Source organism: Phaeodactylibacter luteus (assembly GCF_007993045.1).
In the GTDB taxonomy this organism is placed as follows: domain Bacteria; phylum Bacteroidota; class Bacteroidia; order Chitinophagales; family Saprospiraceae; genus Phaeodactylibacter; species Phaeodactylibacter luteus.
Genome location: NZ_VOOR01000049.1, coordinates 1 through 17,050, shown reverse-complemented (window position 1 = coordinate 17,050; position 17,050 = coordinate 1). Strand labels below are relative to the sequence as shown.

General features: G+C 55.2%; 13 protein-coding genes. 2 read left to right on the top strand and 11 right to left on the bottom strand.

Annotation, left to right across the window (positions count from 1 at the left end):
- Nucleotides 1-250 precede the first annotated feature (250 nt).
- The gene (locus FRY97_RS17945; RefSeq protein ID WP_147168949.1) at nucleotides 251-928 is read left to right on the top strand and encodes a hypothetical protein; all 678 of its coding nucleotides are present in this window, start codon (nucleotides 251-253) and stop codon (nucleotides 926-928) included.
- Here FRY97_RS17945 and FRY97_RS17940 read toward each other — a convergent pair.
- The 11 genes from FRY97_RS17940 to FRY97_RS17890 all read right to left on the bottom strand — a co-directional run bounded on the left by FRY97_RS17940 (nucleotide 925) and on the right by FRY97_RS17890 (nucleotide 15,646).
- A complete protein-coding gene (locus FRY97_RS17940; protein WP_170254728.1) occupies nucleotides 925-1,368 on the bottom strand; it encodes a YybH family protein in 444 nt (147 codons plus the stop codon). The two genes, FRY97_RS17945 and FRY97_RS17940, sit on opposite strands and share 4 nt — an antisense overlap.
- Before the next feature lie 35 nt (nucleotides 1,369-1,403).
- Nucleotides 1,404-1,772 carry a hypothetical protein gene (locus tag FRY97_RS17935; RefSeq protein ID WP_147168947.1) on the bottom strand — a complete coding sequence of 123 codons (369 nt, stop codon included), beginning with the start codon at nucleotides 1,770-1,772 and terminating at the stop codon, nucleotides 1,404-1,406.
- Entirely contained in the window at nucleotides 1,769-2,044 is a 276-nt protein-coding gene (locus FRY97_RS17930) for a hypothetical protein (protein ID WP_147168946.1), read from the bottom strand. The genes FRY97_RS17935 and FRY97_RS17930 overlap by 4 nt, the downstream gene beginning before the upstream one ends.
- Complete coding sequence (lptB, locus tag FRY97_RS17925; RefSeq protein WP_147168945.1) at nucleotides 2,031-2,783, bottom strand: LPS export ABC transporter ATP-binding protein; 753 nt, start codon at nucleotides 2,781-2,783, stop codon at nucleotides 2,031-2,033. The genes FRY97_RS17930 and lptB overlap by 14 nt, the downstream gene beginning before the upstream one ends.
- Before the next feature lie 39 nt (nucleotides 2,784-2,822).
- Nucleotides 2,823-3,560: a PorT family protein gene (locus FRY97_RS17920; RefSeq protein ID WP_147168944.1), complete on the bottom strand. Its 738-nt coding sequence runs from the start codon at nucleotides 3,558-3,560 to the stop codon at nucleotides 2,823-2,825.
- 77 nt (nucleotides 3,561-3,637) lie between these two features.
- Complete coding sequence (locus FRY97_RS17915; protein ID WP_147168943.1) at nucleotides 3,638-5,110, bottom strand: glucosaminidase domain-containing protein; 1,473 nt, start codon at nucleotides 5,108-5,110, stop codon at nucleotides 3,638-3,640.
- A gap of 486 nt (nucleotides 5,111-5,596) precedes the next feature.
- On the bottom strand, nucleotides 5,597-8,803 hold the full coding sequence (locus FRY97_RS17910) for a UvrD-helicase domain-containing protein (RefSeq protein WP_147168942.1): 3,207 nt from the start codon (nucleotides 8,801-8,803) through the stop codon (nucleotides 5,597-5,599).
- A 289-nt stretch (nucleotides 8,804-9,092) separates the two neighbouring features.
- Nucleotides 9,093-11,849: a carboxypeptidase regulatory-like domain-containing protein gene (locus tag FRY97_RS17905; RefSeq protein WP_170254726.1), complete on the bottom strand. Its 2,757-nt coding sequence runs from the start codon at nucleotides 11,847-11,849 to the stop codon at nucleotides 9,093-9,095.
- 514 nt (nucleotides 11,850-12,363) lie between these two features.
- Nucleotides 12,364-12,900 (bottom strand): dCTP deaminase, encoded by a 537-nt coding sequence (gene dcd / locus FRY97_RS17900; protein ID WP_147168940.1) that lies wholly within the window; start codon nucleotides 12,898-12,900, stop codon nucleotides 12,364-12,366.
- Nucleotides 12,901-12,985: 85 nt separating this feature from the next.
- Nucleotides 12,986-14,716, bottom strand: coding sequence for a glycoside hydrolase family 113 (locus FRY97_RS17895; RefSeq protein ID WP_147168939.1), 1,731 nt, complete (start codon nucleotides 14,714-14,716; stop codon nucleotides 12,986-12,988).
- A gap of 9 nt (nucleotides 14,717-14,725) precedes the next feature.
- Nucleotides 14,726-15,646: a WD40 repeat domain-containing protein gene (locus tag FRY97_RS17890; RefSeq protein WP_170254723.1), complete on the bottom strand. Its 921-nt coding sequence runs from the start codon at nucleotides 15,644-15,646 to the stop codon at nucleotides 14,726-14,728.
- Nucleotides 15,647-15,739: 93 nt separating this feature from the next.
- Here FRY97_RS17890 and FRY97_RS17885 point away from each other — a divergent pair, with 93 nt between their 5' ends.
- Complete coding sequence (locus tag FRY97_RS17885; RefSeq protein WP_147168937.1) at nucleotides 15,740-16,396, top strand: 4'-phosphopantetheinyl transferase family protein; 657 nt, start codon at nucleotides 15,740-15,742, stop codon at nucleotides 16,394-16,396.
- Nucleotides 16,397-17,050: the final 654 nt, after the last annotated feature.

Sequence of the window (17,050 nt, the reverse complement as noted above, 5' to 3'; positions counted from 1 at the left end):
TTCGGTTGTTCTGATCTGCAAATTTGCTAATTTTTTGACAGAAGCGGAGGCCTGTCGCCTTTGCGTGTGGATATATATACGCCCATTTTGCCGAAAGGCTCAAAAACAGCCTGAGAATAAGTTTTTCTTAACAGGGCATCGTCAGAAGGGGGATAAAGCGGTATTGCTGAAGGTATGGCACCGGGGCTTTTCGTAGATTTGTGTACCTGAAAGGGCTGATTGCCGGCCCGGTAAATTACACAAATTGAGTATGCGACTATTTTGGCTGATGTTTATAGGGGTGTTCATTTGTACAGGGCTGCTGCATGCACAGGAAGCAGGCTCCACCCCTTCGCCTGGCCCGGGGCAAGCCATCCGGGAGCTGAAAGCGGGCACATTGATTGTCCGCCTGCCTTCCAACCGCCGGAAAATGGAGGCCCTGCGCAGCGAGCTTGAAAAGGAGGAAGAAGGGACCGTGCGCCATAAGTGGCTGGCTAAAGAGCTGGCAACCACAAAGGAAGAGACCGATACCTTCAACTTATATATGTACCGGGCTTTCCAGGAGGCCTATGATTTCTCTGCCGTACAGTTCACCTATGATTACTTTACGCCACAGCTCAAGACCGGGGACCTTGCGGGCGCGCTGCTGAACGAGCAGCTGCAGCCGGACAACCGCATCGCCCCGCCTGATGGGCCGTATTACCTGCTTCGCTTTGGCCAAACCCAGAAGGATTATTCGGATGGGATAGAAGCCATGGTGGTCATGACGCCGGATTTGAAAAACATGGCCCCGCCTTTCCCTTATTATCAGCGGCTCAATGACTTCACGGCTTTTATCGGCAGTATTTTCCCCCGCGATGATCAGAAGCTGTTCGATGCCCTGCGCCTGGTGGGCAAGCTGAATGCCCGTTTGAAGAAGTTTTACAACCAACAGGATGAAAAGGGCTAACGGATGGTGCGCTCCTGCTTTTGGTAGGGCAGCGCGAAGTCTGCGTTGTGCACGATCTTGAACCGCCACCCCTGGTTTGTTTTCAGCAAGATAAACTGTATGACGCCATTTCGTTCTGGCAAGGGCCTGCCATCTGGAGTTTGGCTGTTTCTATTGATCCAATTGGCTGTTGCCATGGCTATGCCCTGGGCAATCTCGAGGATCAGCAGGTTGCTGATTTCAAGGGAGGCGTTTTTCATCACCACTCCAAAAGCAAACTCGTGTTGTTCGCGGATGCCCTTTTTGCCAACGGCTGTTTGGCCAACGACGTCTGTGAATGCTGCATCTTCTGTGAAAAGATGAAGAAAGCGTTCGAGGTTTTTTTCGTTCCAAGCGGTTTGGAAAGCGTCGATAGCTTCCAGTATCTCCGCTGTGGCTTCTGCGTTTAAGCTAGACTTCAAAGGGTATCGTTTTGGGGGTTCGGGGAAATGCGTTTTCAATCCTGCTGAGCAGAGTCTCTCCTTAATTTCCTCAGGCTGTCTTGCGGAAGGAAAGGCGCAATTTTGAGCAGGGAGTCATTGAGGGTTTTAAGCTCCGGCCGTTCGGGGCGGGTCGGCTTTGGCGGCTTTCCGGCGGTATCTCTAGACAGGCGGGCCTGAATGAGCAAGATAGAATCAGCCAGAGTACTGGCCTCACGTACGGCTTCCTCATAGCACCGCTGCAGGCGGCCTTTCCGGTAGTTGTTGACCCTTCGGTCTACTTCTTCCTGAATAGCCGCGTCTACGGCCTTCTTATTGCGGTCGTCATCTGCACAGGAGGAGAGGAGCAGCAACAGCAAGACGGGAGCTAGTTGGTAGTACCTCATTGCTTTTGCTTTAAGCGCGCTCTAAGCTTTTGCTCTTCAGCTTTGCGGAGTGCAATGATAGAATCCAAGGCCTGTTGCACCATATCGTCGTGCTGTACGGTGCACAGGCTGTCAATGAAGGTAGCCAGGGTATCAATCTGCTTTTTTGCCAGGCTGTCTATGCGTATCCTTTCGCTCGAGGTGAGGCGGATGCTCGTTTCCTCAGGCTCGCAGCTGCTGAGCCCGGCCAGGAGGGCCATTAAGAGGGCAGGCAGGTATTTAGCGTTCTTCATTGAGGTCAATGACTTTTCTGCGCAATTCGAAGTTTTTGCCCAGGTAGACTTTGCGGACCATTTCGTCGGCGGCCAGTTCTTCTGCGGTGCCCGCTTTAAGGATATTGCCTTCGAACATGAGGTAGGCCCGGTCGGTAATGGAAAGCGTCTCCTGAACGTTATGGTCTGTTATCAGGATGCCGATATTTTTGGTCTTTAGTTTGGCCACGATATATTGAATATCCTCCACGGCGATGGGGTCGATCCCGGCAAAAGGCTCATCCAAGAGGATGAACTTGGGGTCGGTGGCCAGCGCCCGGGCAATTTCGGTACGCCTGCGCTCCCCTCCGGATAAGGTGTCACCCCTGCTCTTCCTCACTTTCTCCAGCCCGAACTCATCGATCAGGCTTTCCAGCCGTTCTTTTTGTTCTGCTTTGGGGTAAGGCATCATTTCCAAAACCGCTTTGACGTTGTCTTCTACGCTCAGCTTCCTGAATACAGAAGGCTCTTGCGGCAAATAGCCAATGCCCCGTTGCGCCCTTTTGTACATCGGCAGGTCGGTGATGTTGTCCCCTTCCAGGAATACCTGCCCTTCGTAAGGCTTGATAAAGCCAACGACCATGTAAAAAGTCGTAGTCTTTCCGGCCCCGTTGGGGCCGAGCAGCCCCACGATCTCCCCTTGGTTGACTTCCAGGGAAACCCCTTTCACCACTTTTCTTTTTCCGTATATCTTGACCAGGTTGTCACTGCGTAGTCGCATGATGGCGGTTTTCAGGAGGGCGGCTGCCGCTCCGTTGGTTTAATCGATATAAATCACTTTGCGCAGGAACCGGAACCCAAGGCTGACCTCAAAAGAGATATTCCGGATCTGCCGTTCGGGTATGGTCCGTTGCTGATTGGTAAAGGGGTCTGTCACGTTAGGTATTTCCGGCTGTTCGTACTGGAACGAGAAATCGGGGTGGATATTAAATTCAAGAGACATCCCTACAAATTCGCCCAGGGTATACTCCATGCCCCCGCCCAGGGTGACCCCGTAATTGATTTCCCGGATGTAGGTGGGGTCGTCTACCGGGAAGGTCGCAAAGCTGGCAAAAGCACTGTTGAACTCGGAAAACTCCTCGAGGTTGGTGTCAAAGGTGTATTCTCCCCGGATACCGATAGCATAGAAGAACCGTGCATTTTCACGCCCGATATCGAATTTCTGCTTGGCGCCGAGCACCAGTGAGGCGTTGTGGAAAACGAAGCGCTGAGGCGGGATGCGCACCTGCTGCCCATTGAAGAAGTTCTGCCCTATCTGATTGCGGATGGCACTGCCCCTAGGGTGGTAGCCCAAAGAGGCGAAAAGGGCAAAGGTGTTGCTTTCTGGCACATCCTCTATGAAAAAGTCGCCGTGGGGGAGGAGCAAGGGCTGCCGGTCAAAGGACTGCCACTGTTGTGTTGCCATGGTGAGCCCCCCCTTTACACCATAAACGGTGCCCTGCGCACTCAGGGCTATGGGGGAAAGGGCTATTGTTGCCCAAAGTAGTAGTCGCTTCATATTTGCTTAAGATTTTGCGCAAAGGTCTCCAATTTTTATGGCATGGGCAAAAACAGTGGCTGCCCATGCCATTAGAATTACTTTACCCGCAGCTGCTGCCCTATAAAAATCGTATTGCCGCTGAGGTTGTTCAGTGCTTTGAGCTGGTCTACCGACAGGCTGTACCGCCGCGAGATGTTATAGAGCGTATCCCCTTTGGCCACAGTATGATAGTTTTGGGTCGCCGCCGGTGTTGCCGGCTCTTCCGGCTGAACAGGCGGTGTGGTGACCCCACCGTTGTTGTTGCCAAACCCCGTATCAGGGAAGTCTGGCACTACAGGGGATACGGGCTCGCCCGGCTCTTGTGGCGTGCCTGAGGTCCACGGGGCACTCCCTTCCGGTGTGATAGGGTCCAAGAGGTCATCACTGAAATCAAACCCGTCATCGAGGTCAAATTCTTCGTCTTCTACCACAATAGGCCGCGGGCTGGGCTCGGTAATGACGGGAGGCTCCGGCTTCGGGAAGTTGAGCTCGTCATCTTTGGGCGGTTGTGGCGCGGTAGGCCCTTCTGATTGGATACGGGGCGGGTCGCTTACATTCCAGCCGCGGATTTTCAATCGCTCTCCCACAACGGGCATTTGCCCTTCTTCCAGCTGATTCCTGCGGATAAGGCGGCCCAGGTCTATGCCATAGAGCTGTGAGATACTGAAGAGGGTTTCGCCTTCCTTCACGTAGTGCCACTGCCGCTTGCCGCGGAAACTGTTGCGCTTGGGCTGCACGTAGACAACGGTGCCCTGCGGCAGGGGCTGATTGCGGGTGTAGCGGCTTTCATTATAGCCTACGATGCGGGCCAGATCGGTGCCCGTCCGAAGCGCCACATTCTGTAGGGTTTCACCTTCGGCGGCCAGGGCATACTGTACATCGTTATTGCGGAATACCAAGCCTGGTATGACGGTAGGTGCGTTCGAATCGTCGAAGCCTTCGTCTCCCAGCCCGGGCACGGTTGTGCCGCCAGCAATGACATCAGTGGAGGAGAGCAGGTCGTACCGGTGCAAGTCGTACCGCTCTATGATATCGATCAGTTTTATGCTGTAGGTCGCGCTTGTGGCATAGCCGGCTTGTTTCAGTCCGCGGGCCCAACCTTTGTAATCCGTGGGGTCAAGGCGGAAAAGAAAGCCGTAGCGGTATTGCTTGCGGGGGTCTCGCAGGAATTCAGAGTGTGCAATATAGCTGGCATCGGGGTTTTTGTAATGCCGGAAGCAAGACTCGATCAGCTCGCCCCGGTCGTTGTAGTCATCGTCTTTTTTGTAGTACTTTTTCCCATCCCAGGCACTGCCGCACTTGATGCCGAAATGGTTGTTGGCCCTGCGCGCCAGCTCGCTGCCCCCGCCCGCTGATTCCAAGATGCCTTGCGCCAGCTTGATGCTGGCAGGTATGCCGGCACGCTCCATTTCCCGGATTGCAATTTCTTTGAATCGTTCAATGTACTCTTGGTGGGCATTGCCCTGAGCCTGTAGGGCTGTTAAGGAAAGGAGCAGGCAAAGGGTGCCCAAAAGCTGAATTCTTTTCATGGTCAACGGGTTTTACTCTGGGGGGATGGAAAGGCCTTGCCGGCAATTGTGTATTTTCCAAGCCTTGATTTAAGTTAACGGTTCAGAGGGAGAAAACGATCATTTCTGCTCTGGAATTATCATTTCATTAAAAGAGTTTATAGTAGTCCGCCAAGTCAGGGCCCACATATCTTGGTATGAAGAAATGGGGTTAAAGGGGGGCGCAGGCTAAATTGTCGTTTTTTGCTTGCCCCCTCCGCAAGGATAGGGGCCTGCCCCTGCCGCAAGGGTAGGGCAGCGGGCAGGTGCCGCTATGCTACGGGGCTCGCTATCCGCTCGGCCCTGTCGGGCTTGCCACCCCTTCGCAGCGCTAAGCCTAAAGCCCTGCGGCATTTTGGTTTACGCTCTTAATCTGGCAAAGTATTCACCCATGCCGCTTCCAAAACCTTCATAAACAAACGCTAAAGATACAGGAGGTTTTTGGCATACGAGCTCCAAGCACCTCTCTTAGGCTGTCAGCTCTACAAAATACCCTTGGAGTGGCAAGTGCAGCCATACCTTTGTACGGCAGCCTTGGAACAGCTGTTGGGCATAGATAAGGCTAAGGGCGCACCACGCCCCTTCCTGGCGCAACAGCTGATTGTTCAGGCTGGCATCTGCCGGCAAATCGGCCTGCAAGTGCTTGACAATAACCGCTTCTTCCTGCGATTGGTAAACGGCATCCCACGTTGTCTTAAATTGGCGCCCTTTGAAGTCGAAGCAAATGGGGTAGAAGCGCTGTGCCTGCCAGCCGTTAAAGTGATGGTGTTCCTGCTGCTGCCAGGCTGCTGCCTGCCTTAGGAAGGTTGCGCCCCCGGTCTGTTCGGCTTCAAAGCGGCTCTGCAGCCCTTTTACCATGAGGAGCTGTTCCTCTGTGCTGTAAGCGGGCGAGCTCGCAAGCAAAAGCCGCTGCATGACCAGCCCGGCTGCGCGCCGGTCATCCCCTTCTGCTACAGCCAAAGGTGGGGCATATCTGGTGTGGCTGCCAATTTTCAGCCCTGCCGCCGGCACCCGATCCTGCAGGCCCCATGCAAAGGGCAAGGGGGCTTTCATTTTTCCAGCAGGAGGGGAAAGGTAGGCTGAAGCCTGGGCAGCCTCCGTTTCGGCATGAGTGAAGCTCCGTGGGTAGGGGAAAACTTCTGTTTCCTTGTTGATATAGGTTTTTTCCCACATCCAGGGGGTCTCTTCGGTATGTGGCTCAAGGACAGGGTAGTCTTCCTGTCCTTTGTGCCATACCCGGTTCAGCCATTTGGCAGGCGCCTGCCGGGTAGGGAAAATAAGGTAGTCTCGTGCCCTTGTGATGCCAACATACAACACCCGTGCTTCTTCAGCCAGGGCTTTGGTTTTGGCCCGTTCGCTGGCCGGGTGGGCGAGCAGCTGTTCGTGCCAAAAGGTTTTGCGGTATTGGTCAGCGTAGGGGTTGGGCCAGTAGCGCAGCCACCGGTTGCTCAGGATGTGGCCGAGGTCGATGGCTTCATCATCCGACAGGATGTCAAAGCCCCAGGCATCCGCCCGCAGCTTATTCTCCAGGTCGTGGCAAATGACAACGGGCCACTCCAGCCCTTTGCTTTTGTGGTAGGTCAGGACGTTCACGGCGTCAGGCCCTTCCCCGGAGCCCTGTTTGTCTTGCCCATTTTGCGCTAGCGCAGCAAGCCAGAGGAGGAAGCCGCCGGTAGAGGCTGCGGTGTGCATACGGTCGCAGCCCGATTCGTACTGTAGGGCATATTGCCGTAAGGCATCTACATTAGCCAGGCGCTGCCGTGGGCTGCCCCATCTGCTGATTTCCCGGCGCAGTTGTAGCTCCTCCAGCAGTAGGTCGAGTGTTTCAGCGCTCGACAGCTCTCCGGTCTGCCCGCGGAGCGCATTGAGCTGCCGGGTGACGGCTGCATCGGGCGACCAGATTTTGCCGTCTTCTTGCTCTAGGAATGCAAGGCGCTCAGACAGTACCTCTTCGATGCGGTGTGAGCCGCTGAGGACCATCGTCTCTGCAACAGAAAGGGCATCGTAGGGGCTGATGAGGTAGCGCAGGCAGGCCAGGATGTAACGGGCTTCGGCTGTTTTCAGCAGCCCTGTACGGGAGATGGCGGCTTTGAGCCCTGCACGGTGAAGTGCGCTTGCTACTGCTTCGCAATTGTAGTTGGATTTGCAAAGTATGGCAACGTCCCCTGGGCGTGCCGGGCGGGTGCCCTGCCCGCCTTTGGGCTGGATATGGGGCGTGCGTTCCAGCCACCGTTTGAGGGTATCGGCCAGGCAGTCTTCCATCCAGGGTTTTCCGGGTGGGCGCTTCCCCCAATCGTGCTCAAAGTGCCAGTGGATAATAGGGTGGGAAAGGGCTTCTGGCTCGGGGCCTTTGTTCAGGCAGTCGCTGTGGCCGCTGCCGTCTTTGCATCGCTTGGGCTTTAGTGCAACCTGGCTGGCGGGCAGGTTGTCAAAAGCTTTGGTGAAAATGGCATTAGTGGTGTGTACAATAAGCGCTCTCGACCGCCAGGAATAAGATTGGATATCGGCTGGCCTGATGCCGCCCTGGGCCTGAATGATGGCCTGCATCAGCTCTGGGTCTGCGCCACGGAAGCCATAGATGGATTGCTTGGGGTCGCCGACCCAAATAGAATGCTTGGCGATACGGGATAGCTTAAGGAATATCTCTAGTTGGATCGGGCTGGTGTCCTGGAACTCATCTACCATGAGGAGGTCAATCTCTGCCTGGAGCACTTCCCGGACTTTGGGGTGGCCTAGCAGGCGGTTGACCAGGGTTTCCATATCGGTATAATCGATCAGCCCCCGTTGTTTTTTGTAGCGCGCGTACTCTTCGATAGCCGCTATGCCCAGCTCAAACAGCTGTTCGATAAATTGCTGGATGTCCTCATGGAAAGCGGGGTGCTCGTAGTGCTTTTCTGCGAAGGCGGTGACTTCTTCCAGGGCTTCTTTGCTTTTTGCGCCGGGTTTGAGCTTAGCAATTTTTGCCCATTCGTGCCAAAGCAGGTAGCCTTGAACTTCCAGCTGCCGGATCAGGCCTTTGAGGGTTTGTACTGCTTGCTGTGTGGCTTTGGTTTCGTCGGGGCCCTGTTCGATGGCGGCAATGGCCTGCTGGGCGAGGGTGATGAGCTGTTGCTCCTGGCCATGTTGTGCTGCAGGCGGGCCGATGAGTGCCTGAAACTCTTGGAAGGAACGCTCTTTGCTTTGGCGGAGCACCGCAATGGAGAAATCGTGAGAGCGGGCCAGCTCCGTCAGCTCTTTGAGGGTGCTGCGCCAATCCCCTTTATTGTCTTTGGCCAGGCCGAGTTTCTCGCTCAGGGCTTCCATGGCGAGGGTTTTCTCCTGGGTGAGTACTGTGGTCAGGGAGCGGTTGAACAGGTCTTGCTGGTCTTCTTCGACAATGATAGCGACTTCAGGGGATACTCCGGCTTCAAAGGCAAAGCGTTGCAAGAGCTTGACCCCCATGCTGTGTACGGTGCCGATCAGTGCATTGGAGAGCTCATCGGCGGCGTCTGGCATCCCTTTTTCCAATAGCTTTACCCGGACGCGCTCCTGCAGCTCTGCGGCAGCCTTGTTGGTAAAGGTGGTGGCAATAACGCCGCTTGGCCTTACGCCCGATCCGAGGAGCTGGGTGAGCTCTTGTGTTAGCCGGTAAGTTTTTCCGCTGCCGGCGCCAGCGGAGATGATCCGTAGGTTCATAAATGCTTCTTGGCTGGAAGAAAGCGGAAGATACGGAACCGCCGGCTGATTTCACACCGTGGCACCGTCTGAGGGGCATTTCTCCCTGCTGTGCTGGCCTAGTGATGCGGAGGGGTGGGCCAGCCCGATAGGGCCGAGCGGATAGCGAGCCCCGCAGCGTAACGCCCCGAGCCTTGAGGCGAGGGGAGGCCCCAGAAAAAGAACAGGCTGCCCTGTACCCTCCTCCGTTGGCGAGCCTTGATTTTGGGTTGCGCCCGGGCAGTATATGGCCAGCCCGGGCACAAAGAGCTTAGTTGCCGGTATCTGCGTCCCCGTTGACATCGCCCATTTTTATGCCCACAAAGTCAGCATCGGCAACCCCTTCCAGCGGGAGGGCGTTGATGCTGATGGTGCTTGGGATGTCCGTAGCCCAAGGGTTGGAAGGGCTGGAAAAGGTGAACGCTTGAGGTACGAACTTCCAGCTGGGGTTGTCGCCTACCGTTGTGGAAATGCCCAAAATGGCTTTCCGGATGCCGATCATGTCCAAAATAGTGATAGAGGAGGTGTTGTTGATGTCGGCAGCGAGGTAGGGCAGTGGCCCGCCGAAGAGGTTGAGCCCTAGGATATGTTGGTTGATGAGTATGAGGTCTAGCGTAGATACGCCATTAAGGGGCATGGTGTCGAGGGCTGCGCTGAGGGTATAGCTGAGCCCTGCATTCAGCCCTTCGAAACTAAAAGCGCCGTTTTCATCGGTTTGGGTGGTGGCGGTAGCCCCTCCCTGAAGGCTCACCTGCGCCCCAATGACCGGTTCGCCATTGATGTCAAGGACCTCTCCGCTGATGTCCGCATTGGCCATTATCGGGATAGCGATGCGCGCGAGGGCGAAGTGGCCGGGCCGGGCGGGGTCGATGAGGGTGCCGCCGATGAGGGCGGTGTTGCTGCTGAGGGGCAGTACGGTTTCCGGGAGCTGTGTTTCGAAGGCATCCCCGTTGAGGGGCATGCTCACTTGCCCGTCATTGCCGATCAGCACCAATCTGTTGATGGGGGTGGCCCCGATGGAATCGGCGGGGGCGACCACTAAGATTTGATCGTTGGCCATCAGCGCGATAGCGCTTGGGGCTGCAATGGCTTCTTCTTCATCGCTTTCCGGGCTCAGCGGCCCATCGAGCTGAAAGCTGGCATCGAGCTGCCCTCCTGGCTGAAGCCTGACGAGCAGGGAGTCGGCCCCTACTGCAAACGCTCCGCCAATCATCAGCTGCCCATTGGGCAGTTCAGCCATGTGGACCTCACAGCCCTCCAGGCAGGTGAATCCAGCTGGGGCGGAGAAGCTGCCGTCTATCTGCAAGCTGGGCGTGAGCCTGAGCATGGGGGCAGAGGGGGCACCGTCGAGGCTCATGCCTGGCCCGGCGAGCAGGATATTGCCATCGGCCTGCTGTAAAGCGGCCCTGGCCTGCCCGCTGAAGCGGTCAGAGAAGGCGGTATTGATGGCGCCATTGGCTTCGTATACGGTTGCGCTCTGCGCAATAATACCTGGGTTGAAGACATTGAAGTTGCCCACCGCAAGCACCTGCCCGTTGCCGAGCGGGACCAAGCTGTTGATCTCGCCCAAAGGGAGGGGCGAAGGGGCGAAAGATCCGTCGATCTGCCCATCAGGCATAAGCCTTAGTACAGGTGACTGTGCGATATTGCTCCCTGTGTTGTTGTTGGTGCCGCCCAGGTATATCCTGCCCTGCGGGTCTACAGTGATGGTGCGGATGATGTTCCGGTAGCTGATGCCCGGCTGGCTGAAGGAGGGGTCATAAGTGCCATCGGAGAGCATCAGCCTGGCGATATTGGGGCTGAAGGTATTCCCGATCATAGTGAAATCGCCCCCGATACAGACCCGGCTGTCGTCGTAGCGTGCAATGGAGAGGACCCGCCCGGGGCGTTCTACAGCAGGGTTGAAAGAAGGGATGGGAAGGCCAGTTGGCGAGAGCCGCTCCAGGCCCAGGGCCGCTGCTCCGTTGAACCGGCTGAAGTTGCCGCCGAGGAGGATGCGCCCGTCGTCGGCAACGACCATTTCGCGTATGACACCATCTGCGCCGGGGCCAGCGTTATAAAAGTCGAGCCCTTCATTGGGGAGGTAGCGGTGCACCGCGTTTACGCCATTGAACTCTCCAGCTACGAGCACGGAGCCTTGCGGGTCGAGTGCTACATCCATGGGAATGCCAAAGATATCGCTCCAGTTGTTGATACTGCCATCTACATTCAGGACAACGACAGCATAGCGGATGAGGAAGGTGCTCGCGGTCAGCACGATGCGCCCGAGGTTGTCAAAGGTGATGTCCCGGACGGAAGTCATGAAGTTGTTGACACCGGGCAGGTCTGAAGAGTAAGAGAAGTTGCCCACAGGTACGCCATTGTAGGTCCGGTAGGAAAGGTAACCCTCCGGGCCGTTGGGGCCGCCTACGGCTACGCCGGCTACGGCAAAGCGCCCATTGACCTGAGTGATGAGGTCGTTGGCAAAAATGGTCCGGTTGGGGTCGAGGCTGATGATCTGCTGAAGGCTGCCGTTGTCGTTTAGCCTGACCAAGCCCTGAGCCGCCATACCATCATAGAGCGTGAAAGAGCCGGCCACCAGTATAGTACCATTGAATTCGACCTCAATGTCGTTGATGTTGCCTTGTGGGATAAAGCCAGCCTGAAACGTCAAGTCTTGGCTGCCATCTGTATTGAGCCGGAGGATGGTCAGCCCTTCTGGGGCAGAAGGCCCCGTGAAAAAACCGCCGATGATCACTTTGCCGTCGGGCTGTACGGCCAAGGCGGTAGTAGAGAAGGGCAGCGTAGCTTGAAAGCTCTCATCGAGCGAGCCGTCGGTAAGAAAGCGGGCTACGCTGCTCTCTTCGGTACGATTGGCGAGGGTGAAGTCGCCGGCGGCGTAAAAGCTGCCGTTGGGGAGCACCCTGATCTTCTGTATGTCGCCCACACGGGTGATGAGGGGGGAAAGCTGGCTGTCGAACACCTGTGCCAGGCAGAAAAGCGGTAATAACAGGATGAGCCCTGCAAGGGGTAGAGATTTGTGTAGCATTGGGATTATGTAGTTTGTTAGTGAAACCCTCACCGTCTGTTGGAGCTTGCAAGGACGGCAAGCAGCAGTTTGGCATAAAATTACCAAAACCTGCTGAATAGCAAGACGCATACGGCCAGAAAAGTAACGTTTGGGGCTGCCATGGCCCGTAGTTGACAATGGGGCCTGCCCCTGCCAGTGGGCAGGTGCCGCTATGCTGCGGGGCTCGCTTTTCGCTCGGCCCTATCGGGCTTAGAGCTTGTTCGGATTTTGCTTTTGGAGCGAACGCAGCCAAATTTTGCCCTGATCGAGGCGTGATATATTCAAGAATGGGACAAAGGGCCCCATTCTTGAATCCAATAGCCTTAGCTACGTGACCGAAGAACAACGAAGAGCAGGACAAAATTTGGCAAGAGCAGCCCGAAGGGTAAAATCCAAACAAGCTCTAATACCCCTGCGCAGCGCTAGGCCGGCGCCCTACTGAGGCTAAAACCTGCGGCATTTTGGCGCCCGCCTGTTGGCATTTGTGCGCAGGCTAGAATTTATTGCGCCACATCATGCTCTCAACGGGGCGTACGGTGCGCTCAGTGTATTTGGCGTTCTTTTTTTTGTTGTAATAGTTTTTGATATCCCCTTCCACCATGAAATAGATCAGCTGCCCGATGGGCATGCCAGCATAGACGCGGACCGGGTGGGTGCAGCTGATTTCCAGCGTCCAGGTATTGCAGAAGCCCACATCCCCTTTGCCTGCGGTAGCGTGGATGTCGATGCCCAATCGCCCCACACTGGATTTGCCTTCGAGGAAAGGGACGGAGTTGTGCGTTTCCGTATACTCCTGAGTGACTCCGAGGTAGAGGGTGTTGGGGTGTAGGACAAACCCTTGCTCCGGGATTTCGATATGCTCTATCTCGTTGTGCCGGCGAGCATCCAGGATGTGGTCTTTGTAATAAGCGAGGTATTTGCCGAGGTGCACATCGTAGGAATTGGTGCCGAGGCATTCGGGCAGGAAGGGCTCAATAACGATCTCGCCCTTTTCAATGCTCTCCAGGATTTTGGTATCAGAAAGGATCATAGCAATCGGTTAAGCGGCGAGGCCGCGAGATGATAAGGGCGAAGGTATTGATTTTATGATGAACCATAGAAGCCCTGGCCTGCACTTAATCTGGCAGGGAGCCGAAAAGCTGTGGCAGTATATCCGCAGTGGGTTTGCCGCGGGGGGTAAAGCCCGTGTGGCCCTTGCCCCCGTGATTGGGGTGGGAGGGGTACTTCCACCACAAAATGCCTTTCAGCCAGCCTTCCTGTCCTTGGATGCCCTCAGTAGCTACCTGGTAACAAAGCTGCTGAGTATGGCCGGAATAGGCTTCGCCCCTTCCGTCTACATGAGGGGAGGCCCAGGGCGTAGGTGTGCTGGTGAAGCCAATTTCAGTCAATAGGATAGGCTTTTGGTAGCGTTGGCTGATTCGCCTGGCCAACTCCATTTTTTGCCGGAAGGCAGATTCGAGAGTGGCCCTGTCCGGTTCTTTGTCCTGGCTCAGAGGGTAGTAGCAGTTTAGCCCGATGGCGTCCACGCTGTCCCAGAACGCCACCTTTTCGAACTCCTCCCCCCAATTGGCGGCATAGGTGATAGGCCCAGGGTAGAGCGTTTTTATCTGCCCGAACAGCTTGCGCCAGTCATTAGGCCTGGCCAGTGTGGCCTGGGCAAACTCAACGCCAACGCAGAGCAGGTCGATGTCCTGTACTGCTGCGAGTATGGCATAATGCCCGATCCATAGGCTGTAGTAACTGAAAAACTGCTCCCAGTCTTGTTCGGATGCCATGCGCACATCACCGGGCCATTGCCCCCTGCCCAGCCAGATTTGGGGCTTCAGGACGGTTTTCAGGCCTATCCCCTTAGCGAACGCCGCATCTCTGATGGTGCTCTCGTCGGTTTCGGTCCCTGCCCGCTGCATGACCGGTATGGGGGAGGGGGCATTTGCATCCCGCATGTAGGAGTAAGGGACGAGCGCAATGGCATTGGCGCCAGCACCCCGGATTTCCCGCAGCATTTTTGCCGAAAGGCGAGAGCCGTAGCCATTATATATGGAATAGCCTTCGTGCGCGAAGTTGAAGCCTTTCCAGTACCCCGGCACTTCGCGCTGCTCTGCGGAAGCATCCATCGGTACGGCCTTGAGGTAGGCGGCCCATTCCTGTTGGAGCTGCTCGAGCGCGGCAGGCCCGGGCTGCCACTGCACATATTTTTGGAGGAATTCGGTTTTGCCCCATTTGGTGAGCAAGAAGCGGGCAAAGCTGGCTGCAGCAGCCTGCCGGATCAGCGGTGGGGCATTTTCTAGCCATTGGCTGTTGCAGAGTGCTTTTGGGGAAGGCAAAAGGCGGCAGGCTAGCAATTTTGCGGACCAGTAATCGGCCCCCTTGCCTTGCCATTGCTCATTAAACTGAATAGCGAGCCCTTCTTCCAGGAAGGGCTGTGCCGGGCTCCCAAGGGCAGACCGGATGAAAAGCAGGTTCTGCAGCCCTAGTTGCGCGCTGCCAAAGTAGGCGTTGAGCACGAGGTGGGCTTCCTTTTTTTCTGGCACGAGCTGTACCGGGCTGGTATTGTTGAGCAAGAGCCCTTTTTCTTCTATAGAAGGGTGTAGGACGAAGGTAAACGGTCCATTGATTGGGCTGGGCAGCCATGCGGCGGCCCGTTGTGCTTGTACCCTGCATTCGTTGAGCAGCTCTGGGCTGGCCCGGTGGCGGGATTCGTCAAACGCCAGTTTCAGGGTGGTATCTCGGGCAGCCCCTTTCCACAAGCTGGCGGCATAGGCTGCGTGCGGTTGAGGCACGGTTGGTGGGACAGGGTTGTTGCAGGCCGACATTCCCCCAAGCAGTATAAGTAGCAGGTGCTTCATGCAGGCAATTTAACGCCCTTCTACTTGCCAAACAATAATGGAGCGGTCATCGGAGGCAGAAATGAGCTGGCCGTGGCAGCTAGACCAAAATAGGCTGTTGACTGAGTTGATGTGGCCGCTGTCTCTGCCCGCTTCGAGCACTTTGAGGAGCGCCAGAGAGCCAGGGTCCCAAATTTTGATGGTTTTATCGCGGCTGGCAGAGGCGAGCCATAGCCCCTGCGGGTGGAGCGCCAGGCTATTGATGGTAAACCAGTGTGCAGGGATGTCAGCGAGGGGCGATATAGATGGGCCGGCAATAGCCCATGCTTTGAGGTGGGCATCCCGGCCACCACTGAACAGCGTTTGCCCGTCGATAGAAAAGCAAAGCGCAAATACGGAATTGTCGTGGGCTTGCTCCTGCCTGGCCAGCACTTGCATGGAGGCGGGCTCTATCAGGTAAATATTGTTGTCGCTACAGCCGACGGCCATTATCTTTTGATCAGGAGATACGGTAATGGCCCTGATGCTTTGCCCAGTCAGTTGGAGGCTTTCCAATGGGCGGGCTGTAGCGGGGTCCCATTTGGTTATTTTGCCAAGCCCCCCACCGGTGAAGGCCCAGCCTTGTACCGCTTTGATAGCGAATACCCCTTTTTGGTGGTGGCGGATGCTCCGGCTGCCCTCGGGCTGCCCCGGATTTATGAAGTGCACGCCCCCGTTCATGTCGCCAGCGATGATCTGTCCTGATTTTTCTTCGAAGGCCAAGCTGAATATCTGCTGTTGCACTTGTGCTTCCAGCTTGCCGTCCTGAGGCTGCTCTAAGTCCCATGCCGCTATCCAGCCTTCTCCTGCCCCCGAAAAGAACTCTTGGGAAGACCGGCCAGGGGAAAGGGCGAAAATAGAAGCGTTGTGGCCGGTAAGCCGTGCCGTTGCAGTCACTTTTAAGGCAGTCATTCTGGTATTGTTTAGCTTTGTGTGGAATAACGCCCCGTGCCTGCATATGGTTTGTGTTTGGCAAGGTTTGGGGCTCACGCAATATGGAAAGGCATGCCTATTTTGAAAAGATATGACCACAGCCCCTTCCCTATGGATGTAGCGGTCTGGTCTATTGCAGAAGAAGAAAACTGGTTTTTGGAACGGTTGCAGCTCTCTGAAACAGAGGCTGGCCACTTCGTGCGTCTGCGGGGGCGGCATCGTTTGGAATGGCTGGCCAGCCGTTGGCTTGTACATGAGCTTTCCGGTCGAGCAGAGAGGGCACCTATTGTAAAGGACGAATTCGGCAAACCGTTCTTACCGGGCAGCAGCCAGCAAGTATCGATAAGCCACTCTCATGGCCTGGCAGCTGTTGCAGTAGGCCAATGTGATTTCGGGCTTGATATACAGCAGATCGTCGGGAAGATAAAAAACCTGGCGCCCAGGTTCCTGTCCACAGCAGAGGCGGCACAAGCAGCGCAAGCTGGGGCCGCGCATTATCTGAGGGCCCTGCATATCTATTGGTGTATTAAAGAGGCGCTCTATAAAGCTTATGGGCGCAGGGCGTTGGACTTGAGGGCTGACCTTTCGGTCGAACCTTTCGACACAACACAAACAGAGGGGCGGGCCATTGGGTGGATCAAGAAAGGGGCCATGGTTCAGGCTTATCAAGCCTATTTCGAACAAGTAGGCACGGGCCATCTGCTTGCTTGTGTTTGGCGTGATACCTAGTTTTAAAATTGATTATCAGTATTTTATAAATTCGTAATTAAAATTTACGAAAGCAAGGGTAGGTCTTTTAAGAGAAAAAAGTATATATTTGTAAAGTAAGAGGACGGTAAATGCCGCTTACCAATTGCAGACGGTAAAGTACTGATGAACTGGCTGGAGTACAAAAAATAATTTTTATTGATTTTTTGTTAGGCAGATTTAGAACAGTAGCTTACATTTGCGCTTGCAGAAACGAAGGAAAGTCCCATGAACAAAAACAAAACTCTTTTCGCAAATACCAAATTGCTGGTTTTGCAAACTGCTTTCCAAGATGATCCTGCACATCAGCTACACACACGACAGGTTAGAGTAAAACGACACTTGATATAGATTCAGCTCTTTGAGTTGATACGACGCATGCTTGCTAACAGCATAGCTATACCACGGATTCAGATAATTACGAACTGTACGAGGGCTTTCGGTAGCCCTCAGCCGATGTGACCGAGACGACCTTACAAAATCAATATGCAGCATTGTGGCTAGCGCCGTGGTGCTAAGTGTATTCGATTCATATTTTAACGACCTTTTTTAACCAATTTTTTATTTCAAACAAATCGTGATCTTATGGTAAAAACGAAGTTTACATTCGTTCCCACATCACGGCTAGTAAGCGGT

Bases quoted from the DNA above. Each gene is read 5' to 3' on its own strand.
- FRY97_RS17910 (WP_147168942.1), bottom strand. From the start codon at position 8,803: ATGAACCTACGGATCATCTCCGCTGGCGCCGGCAGCGGAAAAACTTAC.
- FRY97_RS17935 (WP_147168947.1), bottom strand. From the start codon at position 1,772: ATGAGGTACTACCAACTAGCTCCCGTCTTGCTGTTGCTGCTCCTCTCC.
- FRY97_RS17885 (WP_147168937.1), top strand. From the start codon at position 15,740: ATGCCTATTTTGAAAAGATATGACCACAGCCCCTTCCCTATGGATGTA.
- FRY97_RS17915 (WP_147168943.1), bottom strand. From the start codon at position 5,110: ATGAAAAGAATTCAGCTTTTGGGCACCCTTTGCCTGCTCCTTTCCTTA.
- FRY97_RS17945 (WP_147168949.1), top strand. From the start codon at position 251: ATGCGACTATTTTGGCTGATGTTTATAGGGGTGTTCATTTGTACAGGG.
- FRY97_RS17930 (WP_147168946.1), bottom strand. From the start codon at position 2,044: ATGAAGAACGCTAAATACCTGCCTGCCCTCTTAATGGCCCTCCTGGCC.
- FRY97_RS17920 (WP_147168944.1), bottom strand. From the start codon at position 3,560: ATGAAGCGACTACTACTTTGGGCAACAATAGCCCTTTCCCCCATAGCC.
- FRY97_RS17890 (WP_170254723.1), bottom strand. From the start codon at position 15,646: ATGACTGCCTTAAAAGTGACTGCAACGGCACGGCTTACCGGCCACAAC.
- FRY97_RS17905 (WP_170254726.1), bottom strand. From the start codon at position 11,849: ATGCTACACAAATCTCTACCCCTTGCAGGGCTCATCCTGTTATTACCG.
- FRY97_RS17895 (WP_147168939.1), bottom strand. From the start codon at position 14,716: ATGAAGCACCTGCTACTTATACTGCTTGGGGGAATGTCGGCCTGCAAC.
- dcd (WP_147168940.1), bottom strand. From the start codon at position 12,900: ATGATCCTTTCTGATACCAAAATCCTGGAGAGCATTGAAAAGGGCGAG.
- lptB (WP_147168945.1), bottom strand. From the start codon at position 2,783: ATGCGACTACGCAGTGACAACCTGGTCAAGATATACGGAAAAAGAAAA.